This window comes from Leuconostoc falkenbergense (genome assembly GCF_014634805.1).
Lineage (GTDB): Bacteria > Bacillota > Bacilli > Lactobacillales > Lactobacillaceae > Leuconostoc > Leuconostoc falkenbergense.
In genome coordinates this window covers 1-15,715 of sequence record NZ_BMBS01000042.1, presented here as the reverse complement: position 1 = coordinate 15,715, position 15,715 = coordinate 1, and the positions used below count along the sequence as shown (strand labels likewise).

Annotated in this window: 20 protein-coding genes and 1 pseudogene; 15 read left to right on the top strand and 6 right to left on the bottom strand. The window is 37.8% G+C overall.

What is annotated here, in order from left to right; translation table 11 throughout:
* Window positions 1–68: 68 nt before the first annotated feature.
* Window positions 69–1,013: pseudogene (locus tag IEU71_RS08505) on the top strand (tyrosine-type recombinase/integrase); the annotation flags it as partial.
* A gap of 248 nt (window positions 1,014–1,261) precedes the next feature.
* Here the strand turns inward: IEU71_RS08505 and IEU71_RS08500 are convergent.
* Together IEU71_RS08500 and IEU71_RS08495 are read right to left on the bottom strand one after the other, a co-directional pair.
* Entirely contained in the window at window positions 1,262–1,435 is a 174-nt protein-coding gene (locus IEU71_RS08500) for a hypothetical protein (RefSeq protein ID WP_004910635.1), read from the bottom strand.
* Window positions 1,436–1,677: 242 nt separating this feature from the next.
* On the bottom strand, window positions 1,678–1,950 hold the full coding sequence (locus IEU71_RS08495) for a hypothetical protein (RefSeq protein WP_004910633.1): 273 nt from the start codon (window positions 1,948–1,950) through the stop codon (window positions 1,678–1,680).
* 455 nt (window positions 1,951–2,405) lie between these two features.
* Between IEU71_RS08495 and IEU71_RS08490 the strand changes: the two genes are divergently transcribed.
* From IEU71_RS08490 to IEU71_RS10205, 3 genes are all read left to right on the top strand, one after another.
* Window positions 2,406–2,564: a hypothetical protein gene (locus IEU71_RS08490; RefSeq protein ID WP_004910632.1), complete on the top strand. Its 159-nt coding sequence runs from the start codon at window positions 2,406–2,408 to the stop codon at window positions 2,562–2,564.
* 488 nt (window positions 2,565–3,052) lie between these two features.
* Window positions 3,053–3,367 (top strand): hypothetical protein, encoded by a 315-nt coding sequence (locus tag IEU71_RS10210; RefSeq protein ID WP_004910630.1) that lies wholly within the window; start codon window positions 3,053–3,055, stop codon window positions 3,365–3,367.
* Between the two features lie 153 nt (window positions 3,368–3,520).
* Window positions 3,521–3,667: a hypothetical protein gene (locus tag IEU71_RS10205; RefSeq protein WP_004910629.1), complete on the top strand. Its 147-nt coding sequence runs from the start codon at window positions 3,521–3,523 to the stop codon at window positions 3,665–3,667.
* A gap of 110 nt (window positions 3,668–3,777) precedes the next feature.
* On the opposite strand, the gene IEU71_RS08480 is transcribed toward IEU71_RS10205, so the two are convergent.
* Entirely contained in the window at window positions 3,778–4,038 is a 261-nt protein-coding gene (locus tag IEU71_RS08480; protein ID WP_004910627.1) for a SemiSWEET family transporter, read from the bottom strand.
* Between the two features lie 87 nt (window positions 4,039–4,125).
* Window positions 4,126–4,422: a hypothetical protein gene (locus IEU71_RS08475; RefSeq protein WP_004910624.1), complete on the bottom strand. Its 297-nt coding sequence runs from the start codon at window positions 4,420–4,422 to the stop codon at window positions 4,126–4,128.
* Between the two features lie 308 nt (window positions 4,423–4,730).
* Between IEU71_RS08475 and zapA the strand changes: the two genes are divergently transcribed.
* The 4 genes from zapA to IEU71_RS08455 all read left to right on the top strand — a co-directional run bounded on the left by zapA (window position 4,731) and on the right by IEU71_RS08455 (window position 9,512).
* Entirely contained in the window at window positions 4,731–5,126 is a 396-nt protein-coding gene (gene zapA, locus IEU71_RS08470) for a cell division protein ZapA (RefSeq protein ID WP_004910622.1), read from the top strand.
* Window positions 5,123–5,644 (top strand): CvpA family protein, encoded by a 522-nt coding sequence (locus IEU71_RS08465; RefSeq protein WP_036066294.1) that lies wholly within the window; start codon window positions 5,123–5,125, stop codon window positions 5,642–5,644. The genes zapA and IEU71_RS08465 overlap by 4 nt, the downstream gene beginning before the upstream one ends.
* 17 nt (window positions 5,645–5,661) lie before the next feature.
* Window positions 5,662–8,061, top strand: coding sequence for an endonuclease MutS2 (locus IEU71_RS08460; protein ID WP_004910620.1), 2,400 nt, complete (start codon window positions 5,662–5,664; stop codon window positions 8,059–8,061).
* Window positions 8,062–8,207: 146 nt separating this feature from the next.
* Window positions 8,208–9,512, top strand: coding sequence for an NCS2 family permease (locus tag IEU71_RS08455; RefSeq protein WP_004910618.1), 1,305 nt, complete (start codon window positions 8,208–8,210; stop codon window positions 9,510–9,512).
* Window positions 9,513–9,547: 35 nt separating this feature from the next.
* On the opposite strand, the gene IEU71_RS08450 is transcribed toward IEU71_RS08455, so the two are convergent.
* Complete coding sequence (locus IEU71_RS08450; protein WP_004910616.1) at window positions 9,548–10,996, bottom strand: peptide MFS transporter; 1,449 nt, start codon at window positions 10,994–10,996, stop codon at window positions 9,548–9,550.
* Between the two features lie 217 nt (window positions 10,997–11,213).
* Between IEU71_RS08450 and IEU71_RS08445 the strand changes: the two genes are divergently transcribed.
* Both IEU71_RS08445 and IEU71_RS08440 read left to right on the top strand, forming a co-directional pair.
* Entirely contained in the window at window positions 11,214–11,564 is a 351-nt protein-coding gene (locus IEU71_RS08445; RefSeq protein WP_004910615.1) for a hypothetical protein, read from the top strand.
* A 47-nt stretch (window positions 11,565–11,611) separates the two neighbouring features.
* The gene (locus tag IEU71_RS08440) at window positions 11,612–12,688 is read left to right on the top strand and encodes a hypothetical protein (RefSeq protein ID WP_036066299.1); all 1,077 of its coding nucleotides are present in this window, start codon (window positions 11,612–11,614) and stop codon (window positions 12,686–12,688) included.
* A gap of 77 nt (window positions 12,689–12,765) precedes the next feature.
* Here the strand turns inward: IEU71_RS08440 and IEU71_RS08435 are convergent, their stop codons facing one another.
* The gene (locus tag IEU71_RS08435; RefSeq protein ID WP_004910613.1) at window positions 12,766–13,107 is read right to left on the bottom strand and encodes a hypothetical protein; all 342 of its coding nucleotides are present in this window, start codon (window positions 13,105–13,107) and stop codon (window positions 12,766–12,768) included.
* 258 nt (window positions 13,108–13,365) lie between these two features.
* Between IEU71_RS08435 and gmk the strand changes: the two genes are divergently transcribed.
* The 5 genes from gmk to IEU71_RS08410 all read left to right on the top strand — a co-directional run bounded on the left by gmk (window position 13,366) and on the right by IEU71_RS08410 (window position 15,644).
* A complete protein-coding gene (gmk, locus tag IEU71_RS08430; protein WP_004910611.1) occupies window positions 13,366–13,959 on the top strand; it encodes a guanylate kinase in 594 nt (197 codons plus the stop codon).
* 16 nt (window positions 13,960–13,975) lie between these two features.
* A complete protein-coding gene (gene rpoZ, locus IEU71_RS08425; protein ID WP_004910609.1) occupies window positions 13,976–14,188 on the top strand; it encodes a DNA-directed RNA polymerase subunit omega in 213 nt (70 codons plus the stop codon).
* A 24-nt stretch (window positions 14,189–14,212) separates the two neighbouring features.
* Window positions 14,213–14,800 (top strand): peptidylprolyl isomerase, encoded by a 588-nt coding sequence (locus tag IEU71_RS08420; RefSeq protein WP_004910607.1) that lies wholly within the window; start codon window positions 14,213–14,215, stop codon window positions 14,798–14,800.
* 78 nt (window positions 14,801–14,878) lie between these two features.
* Window positions 14,879–15,262, top strand: a complete 384-nt coding sequence (locus IEU71_RS08415) for a CvfD/Ygs/GSP13 family RNA-binding post-transcriptional regulator (RefSeq protein WP_004910606.1) — start codon at window positions 14,879–14,881, stop codon at window positions 15,260–15,262.
* A 10-nt stretch (window positions 15,263–15,272) separates the two neighbouring features.
* Window positions 15,273–15,644 carry a hypothetical protein gene (locus IEU71_RS08410; protein WP_004910603.1) on the top strand — a complete coding sequence of 124 codons (372 nt, stop codon included), beginning with the start codon at window positions 15,273–15,275 and terminating at the stop codon, window positions 15,642–15,644.
* Window positions 15,645–15,715 lie beyond the last annotated feature (71 nt).

Sequence of the window (15,715 nt, the reverse complement as noted above, 5' to 3'; positions counted from 1 at the left end):
GTGCTTGATGACCAATTGCAGCATCATAAAAAGAAGCTAAATGCCTTGAAACACTTGACTTCTGGTAGAAAAAAACAACCCCAAACAATATGACTGTTAAAGAGTTGTATGATATTTGGTTAGAAACATATCAGCATTCTGTGGAAGAAAGTACATTGGGTAAAACAATGACAATCTTCAGGCTTCACGTACTACCCACATGGCGTGATACATTATTGACTGATATAAAACCACTTGACTTACAACGCTATATTAACACATTACAGCGAGATATGCAGATGTACAAAAAAGTCACTGGATATTTTAGACGTTTGCGAGATGTGGCAGTTAAAATGGATGTCATTGCAGTCAATCCATTTACTAAGATTGATTTACCCAGAGAGCGCAAGGTGATTAACAAACCCAAGCAATTTATGGATGTTGATGAGTTTAAGGCATTTGTAGAAGTTCTAGACAGTCAGTACAGTAAAATAAACCAACAGGCATACACCCTGTTAAGATTGGGAGCATTCACGGGGATGAGAACAGAAGAGTTGTTAGCCTTGCAGTGGCGACATATTGATTTTGATAATGGCTATGTATCTATCACACAAGCATTGGGACGTGGCTTAGGTGGTAGCACGTATATTAAAGAACCAAAAAGCCGAACGAGTAAGAGAACACTCAAAATTGATAATAAAATGTTATCTGTTATGTCAAGTTGGTATGATACGACCAAATACAACGGGGATGATAATTTTGTATTTACTCATGGCGGTAATACTTTACAGCCGTTGAGACCTAATAAATGGTTGCATGATGTTAGTGATAGGTACGGTGTAGCGGTTGGTTTATCCATGCACAAGTTACGACATACGTGGGCAACATTAGCATTGGATCAGGGAGCAACCGTTAAACAGGTACAGACCTATTTAGGTCATGCAGACGCTTCAATTACTTTGAATGTTTATAGTGATATAACCAAAAGGGCGAGTGATGAAGCGGGGAACATATTAGCAAAAATAAGTATATAAGTGGTAAACAAAGTGGTAAAAACCGCCATGAATACTGATGTTAAAGGGTTAGAAAAAGTCCCTCTAGCGCTACTAGTATATTTCAAGGCGTTGCATAAGGTATCAAAACCTGATGCAACGCCTTTTATTGTCAACAAATACAGGATATCGTATTCTTTTCTATAATGAGAGGGACAGATATGCAATAGAAGAGCTGAATGAGTTCACGTGAACAGAGTATATTATCGTATTTAGTGGCGTTTTAATTGCTAAGCGACTTGATGTGGCCAGAATAAGTATAAGGCATATCCAACCAAAGCGATGCCCACCAGAACGAGCAGTGACTTAGTGTAGCGGTTTGCTATTTTTTGACTAACCAAGACCAAAAATATTCCGAGGACTAAACTAACTATCATAATAAAAAATAAAATACGATTGTTCATGCTGTTCTCCTTGTATCCAAAATGTGAGTGTATAGACTAGGCTGAAATATAGCAAACCTTGAATTGTAATTTTGTTTCATAGTTTATCAACAAAGCTACTTTCTGCCAGCAATGAAATGTTAAGCATATTGAGAGTCGGTTGTTGCTATAAGCGCTGGGACGTGTTGATAGAGAGGGTATATGTTAAAGGAGGTGCTTGGCAAATAGTAAGACTGTGATTGTTTTTTATGCCAGTAGCAGTATTAATTATCTTCAAAATCAGCACGACGTTTGATAATGATTTTTTTATCTAAGGTAATGGATATTCCTTCCTCAAAGTAGCCACTAGCTTCTACGGTAGCCTCATTTTCGCTAACTTTGAGTATTATCACTGGACCACCCTTAAAGTTATCAGAAGTATCGCCAATAGCTATGTTACCTTGATCATTATCCATAACAATAGTGTTTACAGGTAATACTAGTTGCCAGCCATAAGCTACTGTTTGAGTCTTAATTGCTTCATTTTCTGTTGTCATTGTTAATTCTCCTAGTAGTGTTTTCGCTATATGCTTGTTACCAAGTCAATGTATTCAACTATAATGTTTGCCAGAAAATATAGTCCTTTTAATTGTTAAAGCTTCACAAACTCACAAAAAATAAAATGTTTTTTGCGTACATTAATCATACCAGACAGTACAAGAAAACTAAAAGTGTGTCAGTGCGAAAATTATTACTAAATTAACAAAACTAGCGGTGAAATAGTTAGTGGTATCTGCGATTATAATTGTGGATTTAGCGTTTTAGAATTGGAGCACTGAACTAAAAAATTATCAATAGGATGTGTCGGTTGCCTTAAATGGGTCATGTGATAAAAACAAGTGAGTGTATAACGATGCAGAAAATGACGAGATAAATATTTTTGTATTATATTTTTTTAGAAATAAATAAGTGTATAATGGCAATTAAATGAGTTTTGAAATGGAGAGACGCTATGAATTTAAAGACAGCGAACAATCTCGTTTTAATTACTATTGTTGGCAGCATTTTACTCAGCATGGTCATTGAAGCGCTATGGTTTAAAATATTTGCTAGTATCATGATTACAATCGCAATGATTAACTATTATATTGTCATGAAAAAAGAAAAGTAATGACAACATTTAATTTTTTTGTGATAATACAGTAATATATAATTAGTTTAAAATGATAAAAATGGGTGTAAAATAATTAGCAAGAGGGGTAATATTTTTAAGGAGATATTGCCATGTATTTAAGTTCTGAAGATTTCATTAATATTTGGTTCTATTTGGTGTCATGTTCAGCGTTAGGATTGATGATGGTGACGGCGATGATTTATTATCATTTTAAAAAGTGATTACCAGTTATCAAGGGATTAGTAGCTAATCATGTTAAAAGACATTAGTTTTCGCTGATGTCTTTTTTTCATTTCAGTATCAATTTTGAACATAATTATAACAAAAATGGTTAAACATTGATAAACGAATAGCAATAGCTTTATGGCAAGGTTTCTAATAGAAAATAAAAAATAAGTAATGTATATATTTTGATTGACAAATGTATATATACAAAGTATGATATTAAACATGTGCAAATTATGAACAATTTTCTAGGAGAAATGATGAAATACAAAAAAACTATTGCTACGTTAGCTATTGCCGCAGCTTTTGGCACAGGAATCGTCTTAGCCGACAATAACTCATGGCAAGAGTCACCTAACTTAAGCCATACACGTTCGATTATTGACCAGTTGGGTGCTAAATTGACAGCACAGTCAAATCAAATTACATCATTGAGCACGCAAACTACTACGGCGCAGAATCAATTGACAGATGCGCAAAACAATGTAGCAAACATGCAATCTCAATTAACTAGTCTTCAAAATCAATTGGCACAAGCCAAAGATCAATTGACACAGGCTAACAACCAAAAGTAACAAGAGTTACAACAAAAGCAACAAGAAATTCAACAAAAAATTGACGAAATCAATCAAAAAATCGCTGAAGGCAATCAAAAAGTTGCCGATAAACAAAAGGAACTTGATAACGTTCAAACCCAGCTCTCAGATGCTAATAACAAAGCCTCACAATTGCAAAATCAATTAAACGATGCGCAACAAAAACTAAGTGAAGCCAACAATAAGAATTCTGATTTACAAAAACAATTAGACAATGCTTTGCAAGATGCAAAAGACACAGAGGCATATGCGCAATCTGTTTTAAACGCACACCAATAATATAAAATATTTGCACATCGCGCGATCGAGCCACTCATCAGGGCTCGTTTTTTTGTGAGGATAGAAAAAAAGACATGAGTTACATGTCAACTAAAAAGTGATGATTAATTTTATAATGCGGTCCAGAAAGTGACAATGCCAAAGATAATACCGGGGAAATTGGCTGCTGCTAATGGCAGGTCACGGTCTTCTTTGATCAGGCCATAGGTAACCCACAAGGCACAGTTAACAGCGGCAACTAGGGGTTGCACGGGATTACCTTTAGAACCAGAGAGATTATTCAAAATTTGAGGGATATAAGAAACATACATCATAATTGACATGATGGTAGCTGTCCAACTCAAATATTTGATAAATTTATCGTTTTTCATTGATTACCTCTTACTACAAAATTATAGGACAAACCATTTTTCAAAATCAAATCAATAATTTCAATCTTTAGGCTTTATGAGGTAAAACTAGTCATAAGTTGGCAGATGACCCAAATAATCAGCTTTAATACCATCAGGCGTAATTTTAATGTAACCATTTTCATCAATTTGCACTAGATCGCCGACATGCCATTGACCGTCGTTTTTCGTTAATACCCTAAAACCAAATCCGCTTTGGATTTTGGTTGCAATCGTTTCTCGGTCGAGCGAGATAACTTTAGTTGCATCAAATTGATGATCATTTGTGACCCGATAGACGTGTGCTGCCTTGATTAAGGCATGATTTCGTGAATAATTTATTTCGAAAATATAATATGCGGCCATTATAATGCCTCCTAAATGTATAATGATTTTGGTAATGTAAACGTTTACGCGATACGTTAATCATAACGCAAAAAACGAAAAGTTAAAAGATATCGAATTCGTTAGGGCAGATATATTTTTTTCAAATAAATGTTTGTTATGCCTCCGATCGAAATATGATGATACCTCAGTAAAATAGACACTCAAACTACCCTAAAATCTGGCAACATTATATTGATCAAGTTTGATTGTGTCAATTCAAATAGTCCAATCAAAAAGGATTACTTTGATTTTTAGCGCGTTGATAGGATTTATTGTATAATTGAAGCATGACAAAACAAGCAAAAAGACAATATAAAGCCGTCATTGCCGGCAAGAAATACGTTATTTCCGGTCATGCGAGCATTCCTCATTTTAAAGCAACCGAAGAATTGATCAATAAGCAATTTGCCCAAATATCCCTTGTGGCGCCAAAACTTGCACCTTTAGATCAAGCCACATTGGTGACGTTCAATGCGATTTCTGATCAACTGTACAAGCAAGCAGAAATAGATGATTTGCAGCAACAAGTTGCGCGATTGCAGGCCGAACTTGACAAGAAGCGTAACGAAATACCTACGCAACCTAAGACTAAAACAAGTGCCGTGTCAAGTATTATTGACACGGCAAAGCAGGAAAGTCGCTCGCGTACTTCGAATCAAATCTTTAAGCGTACTGAACAATGATCATACTAGGATTATCGTTTTTATTCGTGTTGTTGTGGATTTTTTCTGGGTATCGTCAAGGGGTCATACGTGCAGTGTTGCGCGTTATTTTGTGGGTAGTGGTATGGTATATTGCCATCAAATTATCTCAGCCAATTGGCCAATATTTGACCCATCTTGTTTCTGGGCAATTTGTTCGTACAACAATTCCCGAATCAGTCGTTGGGGATGGATCACAGTTTTTAGCTTCTGGTCTTATTTTTGGTTTGATTATCATTATTGGTGGTCTACTCAGTCATGCGATTTTGAGAACGTTTAAAATTGTACGACGTTTACCGATTCTTGGTTGGTTAGATGGTATTTTAGGTGCACTATTTTGTGGGCTCATTGGTGCAAGTATTGCCTTCTTTGTGCTCGAACTATTATCAGTTGTTCCCAATACATGGGTGCAAGATCAATTTTTAAACACACCAATGCTTAATACCATACTGGATAAAACGCCATTTTTGGCTGACCAAATTTACCATTGGTGGTTATAATTTTTTAGGAAAAATAGATGAACAGTAAAGTTTTAGAAACACTTGAATACGACAAAATTAAATCCCAATTAGCGGCATTTTTAGTGACATCATCAGGACAACAGGAAGGTCGCGAATTACTGCCAAGTATTGATGAGCAAGAAATCAATTATTGGTTGCAAGAGACAGCTGATGCTGTTTTAATTGATCGCCTCAAGGGTGGCATTCCACTCAGTAAATTAGCTGATATCAGCGCTCATTTGAAGCGTTTGACTATGCAAGCGTCACTAAGTGCAACTGAAATTTCTCAGGTAGGTCAAGTGCTACGTAATACAGGCACAATCGCTAATTTTTTTGTACAAATGCAAGACGAAACGATTGGTGAATCATTGCATGTGCTACCAGAACAGGCGGCAAACTTAGCAACGTTACCTGATGTAACACGACTGATTCAAATTGCTATTGACGAAACCGGTCGCATTAATGATGAGGCTTCTTTTGAACTAAAATCTCTGCGCGGGAAAATTGTGGGTAATGAGAATGCGGTTAAAAATCAAATGCAGGCGTTTACGCGTGGTAAATCTGCTCAGTATTTGAGCGATCCTATTGTCACGATTCGTGCGGATCGCTATGTCATACCGGTCAAAGCGGAGTATCGTCATCAATTTGGTGGCGTTGTCCATGACCAAAGTCAATCTGGTTTGACACTGTACATTGAGCCACAGTCGGTTGTTGATTTAAATAATAAAATTAGTGAATTGCGCGTTAAAGCACACGCGGAAGAACAGCGGGTGTTACAGGAATTATCAGCTGAGCTAATGCCATACGTGACTGAAATTCAACGTAACGTGTCGATTCTCGGTCACTTTGATTTTGTAAACGCTAAAGCCCGATTGGCTGCAAAATTAAATGCTATGCAACCACTCGTTAATCCAGCCAATCATATTTCATTAGCACAGGCTTGGCACCCATTACTTGATCAAAAAGTTGCTGTGGCAAATGATATTGCGATTGGTGAGCATTATAAAACCATTATTATCACGGGACCTAACACTGGTGGTAAAACAATCACCATTAAAACATTAGGACTGTTACAATTGATGGCACAATCAGGATTGTTTATTACGACAAAGCGACCATCAACTGTCGGTATTTTTAAAGAAGTTTTTGCAGATATTGGCGACGAACAATCTATCGAACAAAATCTATCAACATTTAGTTCTCACATGGCAAACATTGTGTCAATGCTAGATAAAATTGATGATAAAAGTTTAGTGATTTTTGATGAACTCGGTGCCGGTACCGATCCGGCTGAGGGGGCTGCGTTAGCAATCGCTATTTTGGATAAAGTTGCGAGCCTAGGTGCTTATACGATTGCCACGACGCATTATCCTGAATTAAAGTTATATGGTTATAATCGACCTGAGACACAAAATGCATCGATGGTGTTTGATGTTGAAACGCTACAACCAACTTATCAATTTTTGATGGGTGTCCCTGGGCAATCTAACGCTTTAGCGATTGCTAAGCGTTTAGGATTTGGTGAGGATGTGATTGGTGCAGCGACATCTTTGACCAATGACTCAGATCAAGATCTGAACAATATGATTGCTGATTTGGTGGCGCAACGTGACGAGGTAAAAAAGAAAAATGTATCATTGACTAATCAGTTAAAAGATACAAAATCCCAAGCCGAAGCGTTACGTGACAAAGAAATGCAACTTGAAAAAGATCAAGCACGTATATTGTTAGATGCCAAAAATGAAGCTAATCACATTGTTGCAGCTACCAAAAAGAAAGCAGAGCAATTAATTAGTGAGATTCGTCGAGAACGTTTAAATGGTGGTGCAAAAGCCACATCTACTGAGCAAGAGTTGCAACAAAAGAAAGGGCAACTTGATAATTTACGTCAAAATGTGAGCTTGGAAAAGAATAAAGTACTTCAAAAAGCCAAAAAGGCCAAACAGTTATCACCTGGAGATGACATTACCGTACAATCCTACGGGCAACAAGGAACGCTTGTCAAAAAACACAGTAATGGCCAATGGGAAGTAGAAATGGGCATTTTAAAGATGTTAGTTGATGAAGACGACATTGTAAAAACTGAGGCGACAATCAAGGCTCAAAAGGAAAAGTCGAAGCAGAGACAACAAAAAATGACGCGCACAAAAGCGACAGGATCGGCACGCGCTACGGTCAAATCAACGCTTGATTTACGAGGTATACGTTACGAAGCTGCCCTTAGCGAGCTAGACAAATACCTTGATACAGCAGTATTGGCTAATATAAGTCCGGTTGAAATTATTCACGGAAAAGGAACAGGTGCACTACGACAAGGTGTAACAGAATTTTTACGATCAGACCGGCGTGTTGCGTCTTATCACTTTGCTAACGCGAATGCAGGCGGTGATGGCGCGACAATTGTGACACTTAAGTAAGCAAAGTGCTTACTTTTTTTATGGCCAAATTTTGTCCGTGCTTTTGTATTTGATTCAAAAAAGTGCGACAATTAGTTTTGTGTCATTTTGAGATGTAACCGTATTTTAGTGGTTCATATTTAAAAAAGTGAGGAGAAAAAATAGGCATGATTGAGAAGTATTTTAACTTAAGCGCTAATCACACAACGATTAGAACTGAGTTTGTGGCGGGATTAACCACATTTGTGTCCATGGCGTATATTTTGTTTGTTAACCCCAGCGTTTTAGGTGCTGCAGGCATGGATAAGGGGGCTGTGTTTACCGCCACAGGGTTAATTGCTGCGATTGCCACAATATTTATGGGTATCGTTGCAAAGTATCCATTTGCCATCGCACCGGGCTTGGGAATCAATGCTTTTTTTGCTTATTCTGTTGTTTTAGGGATGGGCGTTAAGTGGCAAACGGCCTTGGCAGCTGTGTTTGTTTCTGGAGTCATATTCTGGCTGTTAACTATTTTTAAAATTCGTGAGGTCATTATTAATGCGATTCCTGCTGATCTAAAATCAGCAATTGCAGGTGGTATTGGTCTTTTCATCGCCTTTTTGGGGTTGTCTGATGGCGGTATTGTTGCTGCCAATAAAGACACAATCATTGGTTTTGGCGATTGGAGTAAGCCTGCGACATTACTGACAATATTTGGTATTTTGGTAACGTTTGCTTTATTTGCGCGCCATGTTCCCGGCGCAATTTTCATTGGATTAGTGATTACTGCTGTTGCTGGTTTAATAATCGGACAGGTTCACGCGCCCACTGAAATTATTAGTACAGTGCCTAGCTTAAAGCCGACATTTGGACAAGCAATTTTTGGATTGAAAGACCTTGGCTCATTACAAATGTTAGTTGCTGTTGTGACTTTCTTATTAGTGGCTTTCTTTGATACCGCTGGTTCATTAATTGGTGCTGCTCGTGCAGGTGGTTTTTTGGTTAATAATGAATTACCCAATGCAGGGAAAGCGCTAATGGCTGACTCAATTGGTATGCTTGGTGGTTCGTTGCTTGGTACTTCGCCTACAACAGCCTATATTGAATCATCAACAGGAATAGCTGTTGGTGGTCGAACAGGATTGACTAGTGTTTTCACAGGGATTTTCTTTATACTGGCATTAGCATTTTCACCATTACTAACTGTGGTGACATCACAAGTCACAGCACCTGCACTGATTGTTGTAGGCGTGTTGATGGCTGGTAGTTTGGGCAGCATTGATTGGGAAGATTTTCCAATGGCTGCGGCAGCTTTTCTCACAGTGCTGGGAATGCCGTTATCGTATAGTATTTCAGATGGCATTGCTTTAGGCTTCATTGTTTATCCATTTTTAATGTTAGTGACTGGCCGTGGTAAAGAAGTTCATCCAATTATGTATGGTTTAGGCATAGTCTTTGTAGCGTTTATGGTTATTCTACAAATTGGCTAAACTAAAAAAGATTGTCCGCCAAAGGACAATCTTTTTTAGTTAATGCCTTGCATTAAGCGATGTATATAATGTGATAAGAAGACGAGAACAATACCCAATACAATGGTTCCTGAACCAAACCAGAAAAAATAACCAACTTCATTTTTAGCACTATACAATGTAACGAGTTGTGCGTTAAGCGCAGAACCTACTGCACTGGATAAAAACCACATCGACATCATTTGTGAATTAAAGGCTTTTGGTGCCAGCTTTGTCGTGACCGATAGGCCAACTGGAGAAATCAACATTTCACCAACAATGACTAGTGCCCATGAACCGACTAACCAAAAAGGTGAAACTTTAACATCTGTCCCAAATAGGGAACCGGGAACGGCCATGAGCAGAAAGCTTGATCCAGCAAACATTAAGCCAATCGCAAATTTCATTGGTGATGTTGGCTGCTTTTGCCACTTTGACCACAAAACGGCAAAAAATGGTGTGTAAAGCATGATGAAAAATGGATTCAAAGATTGGAACCAAGAAGCTGGAAAGAAAGACAAATCAACGCGTTCTGCAGCGAAAGTGGCTAACACAATGGCACCTTGCTCTTCGATTGCCCAAAATAAAACAGCGGCTAAAAATAATGGAATATAAGCAATTACTCTGGAACGCTCTGATTTGGTTATTTTCTTGGAAGAAATCATGGTGATAAAATAAGTGACTGGAATTAAAATGGCAACAAGGGTTAGCAAATTAATGAAATCAGGTAAACTGTTCCAACCAACTAATATCATACCAACAATGATCAAAATTAATGCCGTAACGCCCATGATTATCTTTGTTAATAGGGGTTTAATTTCATTTTCAGATAGTGGGTCACTCGGCTGCATTGTTGTGGCCGACAAGTTTTTATTTGCACCGAAATGATACTGTATTAAACCAATGAACATGCCGATAGCGGCCAAAGAAAAGCCAACGTGGTATCCGGCCATTTCTTGTGCTTTTCCAACTAATAATGGTGCAACGAAGCCACCCAAATTAATACCAAAAACGAAAATAGAGAAGCCAGCGTCACGGCGTTTGTCATCATCACTATATAATGAGCCAACTAACGTTGAGACATTGGGTTTCAAAAAGCCAGTACCCAGTACGATAAGAATGACTGACAAAAATAATGCTTTGGCGCCAAATGGCGTTGATAAAGCAATGTGCCCAGCCATTATCAATACGCCACCCCAGAAAACTGTTCGACGTGGCCCGAGTATGCGATCGGCGACAAAACCACCAATTGCACCAGTGAGGTAAACCATTGAAGCATAAATGGCCATAATGGAAGCAGCCGTAGCACGACTAACGTTGAGTTGACCGTCAGCGATTAATGACCACATATAGTAGAGTAGAATGGCGCGCATGCCATAATAGGAAAATCGCTCCCACATCTCTGTCATAAACAGTGTGAGTAATCCACGTGGCTGTCCTAGAAACTGTTTTTCTTTGACTTTCAAAAGTCTCTCCTTTTACCTTGTAAAAATAACTAATGTTAATAAATAGGCATTTACAAGATTTTTATTAAAAGTAACGATACCAGTCTACGCCTATTCTGTGAAATATTCAATCCTTAATATTTTCACTGATTTTAAAAAATTGAATTAAAACGGGACACCATTAGTGAGGTTGGTTTTTTTATAGTATAATCAAATCAGAATAAATTAAGGACATTTTATGGCAAACGAAAAATTTGATGCTTCGGCATTTTTATCATCACTCTTTCACTACGCACGAGATTTTAACTACAATCATATTATTTTTGATGCAAATCGTTACAAAATCTTGGTTAATTTAGTACGGAAATCATCAACTTATGGCAATGCTGAGATGTTTTATGTTTCAGCAGATCCTAAAGCTTTTGCACCTGTCATTTCACGTATTAATAGTGCGATTGAAATTGCTGAGTTAGAGGGATCACAACAAGCAACCATTAAAACACCGCTATTGGCCCGCGAAGATCAGGTGTTTCAATTCAGACTAAAAGAATTTGGAAACGGTAAATATAACTTAGATCTCAGTATATAAGGAGGAAGCTGTCAAATGGTCAGATGACCATTGAGACACAAAATGTTATGAAACAAGGCAAATCAGCACAAATTAAAAAGATGCGTCACGTACAATCTAAACAAAAGTTAACCTCAAGGAAAACAATACCAGCCTTCAACTATGATGAGTTTGCAGGCTTTTTGAGGGCACGATATTTTTTGACGCATCGCAATAAATATGCACCGGAAATCTTTGAAGTAGCCTCATTCTTTCTTGATGATGTTATTGCTACTATGGTCCAACAACATTTTACGCAATTTACCAGTAATGAACGGGCAACGATTAATTTAAATGAAACGATGCAGGCTGCCTTAGTTAATAGTGACGACCGTGATTGGCGTTATTTTGTTTTACTAGTACCGGTGCTATTTGATATGCAACAATTTTTGGTCAAAGAAAGCCAAGTCAACGATCGTTTTGTTGCGCAGACGACCAATTTTGATGTTAATTTTTGGCGTATGATTATGCGTACAGTGATGGCAATCAACTTTTTCAAGTGGCAAGGTAAAGATGTTTCAGAAATGATGAAAACATCAAATGCTATTGATACCTTACAATTTAAGTTTTTAAGCGAAAATGATGCCGATGATGATTTTAATATGGCAGTTATTGCCGAAACATTTCGTGGTTTAGAACCAAAAATGAAGCCACTCAAAGTTTCAGAAGCATTCTTAAAGTCCAATGAAACTTTAACAGCTGAAGAACTTCAAGCTGAAGAAGCATACGCAGAAAAACGTCTCGCACAATTTAAAGGAAACTCAGTTAAAGGTGTTGTGAGTGAGAATGTCATCAACTTATTGCACGCATTTCATGTCGGTATTGCTAAAGAGTATAATCTAACGCACGAACAATGGGATGCTAATGTGTTGAACGATTTTGTGCAACAACATTTGATGGCGTATTGGACGCCACAATGGTCGGACATAGATGGTATTGGTGGTGAGGTCAAATCTTACTTGAAGTTCTTAAGTCAAAAAAAAGCCATCACAGGTTTGGGCAAAATTGTGAGTGGCATTATAGATCTTGATCATTATATTGATGTTGCTGCGATTAATAGCTTATTGCGTCAATTAAATGGTTCGGATTTGGAAAAGCTTGCCTAAAAAACACGTACGGATAGTAACAACCAAAGTTAGATGCCATTCTATCTCTTTGTGTTGGTACGACTGACGTGTTTTTTTTAGGCTTTGCAGTTGATGAGTAGCGTGATATGGCGAATTGTCCCTGGAATAATTATCATTGATTGATGCGTTTTTATGGCATGCAACCAAAGTTGACCGGCTTGTGTTTGGTACACATAACCTGTTAATTCGGTGATTTCTTCGCTCAAGAGGGATTGGTTAATCTGAATTGTAACAGGTTCCTCTTGGTTGATGGCGCATGTCAATCTTGTGATGATTTGATTAGCAGTGAGTTGGCGCTTCAAAGGAACATGCTTTTTCGGTGTAAAAAGCTGCTTTAATCCTTTTAACATACGACCTAACGGTGACCTAAATTGATGGCGTACAATATAATTTTGCATATTCATCTGCTCCACTCGTAATTGATTAATTCCATCATACGAACAAATGTTCAAAAAAGCAATATTTTTATGGACTCTTAATAATTTCTTGAATAATTTATTAGGCTTTGTCTGTTGATAAAATTGGAAAATTTGTTGATAACCACAAAATGTGTCCATGCGAACAAATATTCAATCATCCAGCTCGATACATATATTTATTGAATTATAGGTCGAAAATTGGTATAATCAGTCTATTAGTTTATAAAGAGGAAAATTATGACACAGCGTGGTTTATTGATTGTGCTTTCTGGCCCATCTGGGGTGGGTAAAGGAACTGTTCGCAAGGCGATTTTTGAAGAAGATGGAATTGATTTTCAATATTCCATTTCAGCAACAACGCGTTCGCCTCGTAAGGGTGAAGTAGATGGTGAGGATTATTTCTTCGTGACACGCGAACAATTTGAAGAAAGAATTAATAACGGCGACATGTTAGAATATGCCCAGTATGTTAATAATTACTACGGCACCCCTAAGAGCTTTATTGATCAAACACTTGCAAGTGGTAGAGATGTTTTCCTTGAAATTGATGTTCAAGGGGCACTTCAAGTAAAATCTAAAATGCCTGAGGGTACTTATATTTTCTTAACGCCACCAGATTTAACAAATCTGCGTTCGCGATTGGTTGGTCGTGGCACTGATTCTAGTGAAGTGATTGAAAAACGTGTGGCAGCAGCTCGTGATGAACTTAAAATGATGATAAACTACGATTATGCAGTTGAAAATGATGTTGTATCTCGTGCAGTTGATCGTATTAAGGCCATAATTACGGCTGAACGTTTGCGTGTCACACGCGTATTTGAACAAATTTAATTTAAGGAGAATATAAATGTTATTATATCCATCAGTTGATAAGCTCTTAGAGAAAGTTGATTCGCGGTACAAGTTGATTGCGCTAGGAGCGAAGCGTGCGCGAGAATTAGATGCTGGTATGCCACCAACGCAAGAGACATTTAAATCCAACAAATCAGTTGGACAAGCACTTGAAGAAATTGAAAATGGGGATGTTGTTATTGATCCTGATTTTGAAGACGAAGTTTAATTTATTTAGGAGACAACATACAACATGGCAGAATTTCCACAATTAGAACCACAAAATTTTGCGGGCCCAGTGGCGACGTTTGACACTAACCACGGTGCTATTAAGATAAAGCTGTTTGCTGATTTGGCGCCAAAAACGGTTGAGAATTTTACAACCCATGCTAAAAATGGCTACTATAATGGTGGTATTTTTCATCGGGTTATCCGCGACTTCATGATTCAGGGTGGCGATCCTGACGGTACGGGAATGGGCGGCGAAAGCATTTGGGGCAACAGCTTCGAAGACGAATTCAGTGAACAATTGTTTAATGTTCGAGGCGCTTTATCAATGGCTAATGCTGGTCCAAACACAAATGGATCACAATTTTTCATTGTCCAAGCGTCTGAATTTCCCGCCCAAATGGCTTCTGCTCTGAAGAATGTTCCATCAGAAATGGCGGATTATTATCGACAAAACGGTGGTACGCCATGGTTAGACGGTAAACATACTGTTTTTGGTCAAGTTATTGAAGGCCTTGATGTAGTTGACGATATTGCCAAAACACAGGTTAATATGATGGATAAGCCCAAAGAAGATGTTGTTGTAAAGACAATTACAATTGCAGGTGAGTAACCTGCTTTTTTTGTGCACTTGAACGGACTACACGTGAAATTAATGGTCGTGATATAATAATTTGTAGAGGTTAATTACATGTCATATTTTGTTGGGCAAAAACTAAAAGGTAGAATAACGGGTATTCAGCCTTATGGTGCTTTTGTGGCACTTGATGAACATACACAAGGGTTAATTCACATTTCTGAATGTAAATCAGGGGTTGTGCGAGATTTGAAGCATGAACTCACTCTTGGTAAAGAGGTGGAAGTGGTGATTATGGATATTGAACAATACAATGGCAAAATTAGCTTGTCATTGCGTCAAGAAGATATGCATGTATATGCCCAAGCGCCACTAATAAAAAACACCAACCTTCGCAAACGTTTTTGGACGAACTATCATTTGGATTATGGTTTCTCACCAATCGCAAATAAAAAAGAAGAATGGATTAAAGAAGCGTTGACACGCATCGGAAAGTGAAAAATAAAAAATGTCACTAATCGCAGCGACCACAATCGCGGTCAAAGATAATTTACCCTACTTTTTGGTAGAAAAAACCAAAGATCAAACGTATCGTTTTTTTACAACGAAAATGCATCGGCATAATAATGATACGTCTTTGGGGGCAGTATTAAGAGGATTGAAGTCCCTAGGGCCTGTTGACTTTGATGACTGGCGTTTGGGAGAACTGACCAGTGTTTCAGGCGGTGATAGTTTAATGTCAATTTATTCGTTTGATGTTAAAGATATGCCGAAAATTGAAAAAGAATTGAATTATCTGCTAGTATTTGTACCGGCTAACAAAATTCATCCGCTGCTTGAAACCTTGCAAACAACGGCTTTTGTGAGCTTTGAAGAATAAAACAGAAAAAAGGTATTGACAAAGGGAAAAAAGAGCGTATAGTTTTAATAGTTGTCCAAGAGGCAACGAGC

What these genes read in the sequence shown, in the direction of transcription:
- IEU71_RS08500 (WP_004910635.1), bottom strand. Translation starts at nt 1,435, where the DNA reads ATGAACAATCGTATTTTATTTTTTATTATGATAGTTAGTTTAGTCCTC.
- IEU71_RS08495 (WP_004910633.1), bottom strand. Translation starts at nt 1,950, where the DNA reads ATGACAACAGAAAATGAAGCAATTAAGACTCAAACAGTAGCTTATGGC.
- IEU71_RS08490 (WP_004910632.1), top strand. Translation starts at nt 2,406, where the DNA reads ATGAATTTAAAGACAGCGAACAATCTCGTTTTAATTACTATTGTTGGC.
- IEU71_RS10210 (WP_004910630.1), top strand. Translation starts at nt 3,053, where the DNA reads ATGAAATACAAAAAAACTATTGCTACGTTAGCTATTGCCGCAGCTTTT.
- IEU71_RS08480 (WP_004910627.1), bottom strand. Translation starts at nt 4,038, where the DNA reads ATGAAAAACGATAAATTTATCAAATATTTGAGTTGGACAGCTACCATC.
- IEU71_RS08475 (WP_004910624.1), bottom strand. Translation starts at nt 4,422, where the DNA reads ATGGCCGCATATTATATTTTCGAAATAAATTATTCACGAAATCATGCC.
- zapA (WP_004910622.1), top strand. Translation starts at nt 4,731, where the DNA reads ATGACAAAACAAGCAAAAAGACAATATAAAGCCGTCATTGCCGGCAAG.
- IEU71_RS08465 (WP_036066294.1), top strand. Translation starts at nt 5,123, where the DNA reads ATGATCATACTAGGATTATCGTTTTTATTCGTGTTGTTGTGGATTTTT.
- IEU71_RS08460 (WP_004910620.1), top strand. Translation starts at nt 5,662, where the DNA reads ATGAACAGTAAAGTTTTAGAAACACTTGAATACGACAAAATTAAATCC.
- IEU71_RS08455 (WP_004910618.1), top strand. Translation starts at nt 8,208, where the DNA reads ATGATTGAGAAGTATTTTAACTTAAGCGCTAATCACACAACGATTAGA.
- IEU71_RS08445 (WP_004910615.1), top strand. Translation starts at nt 11,214, where the DNA reads ATGGCAAACGAAAAATTTGATGCTTCGGCATTTTTATCATCACTCTTT.
- IEU71_RS08440 (WP_036066299.1), top strand. Translation starts at nt 11,612, where the DNA reads ATGAAACAAGGCAAATCAGCACAAATTAAAAAGATGCGTCACGTACAA.
- IEU71_RS08435 (WP_004910613.1), bottom strand. Translation starts at nt 13,107, where the DNA reads ATGCAAAATTATATTGTACGCCATCAATTTAGGTCACCGTTAGGTCGT.
- gmk (WP_004910611.1), top strand. Translation starts at nt 13,366, where the DNA reads ATGACACAGCGTGGTTTATTGATTGTGCTTTCTGGCCCATCTGGGGTG.
- rpoZ (WP_004910609.1), top strand. Translation starts at nt 13,976, where the DNA reads ATGTTATTATATCCATCAGTTGATAAGCTCTTAGAGAAAGTTGATTCG.
- IEU71_RS08420 (WP_004910607.1), top strand. Translation starts at nt 14,213, where the DNA reads ATGGCAGAATTTCCACAATTAGAACCACAAAATTTTGCGGGCCCAGTG.
- IEU71_RS08415 (WP_004910606.1), top strand. Translation starts at nt 14,879, where the DNA reads ATGTCATATTTTGTTGGGCAAAAACTAAAAGGTAGAATAACGGGTATT.
- IEU71_RS08410 (WP_004910603.1), top strand. Translation starts at nt 15,273, where the DNA reads ATGTCACTAATCGCAGCGACCACAATCGCGGTCAAAGATAATTTACCC.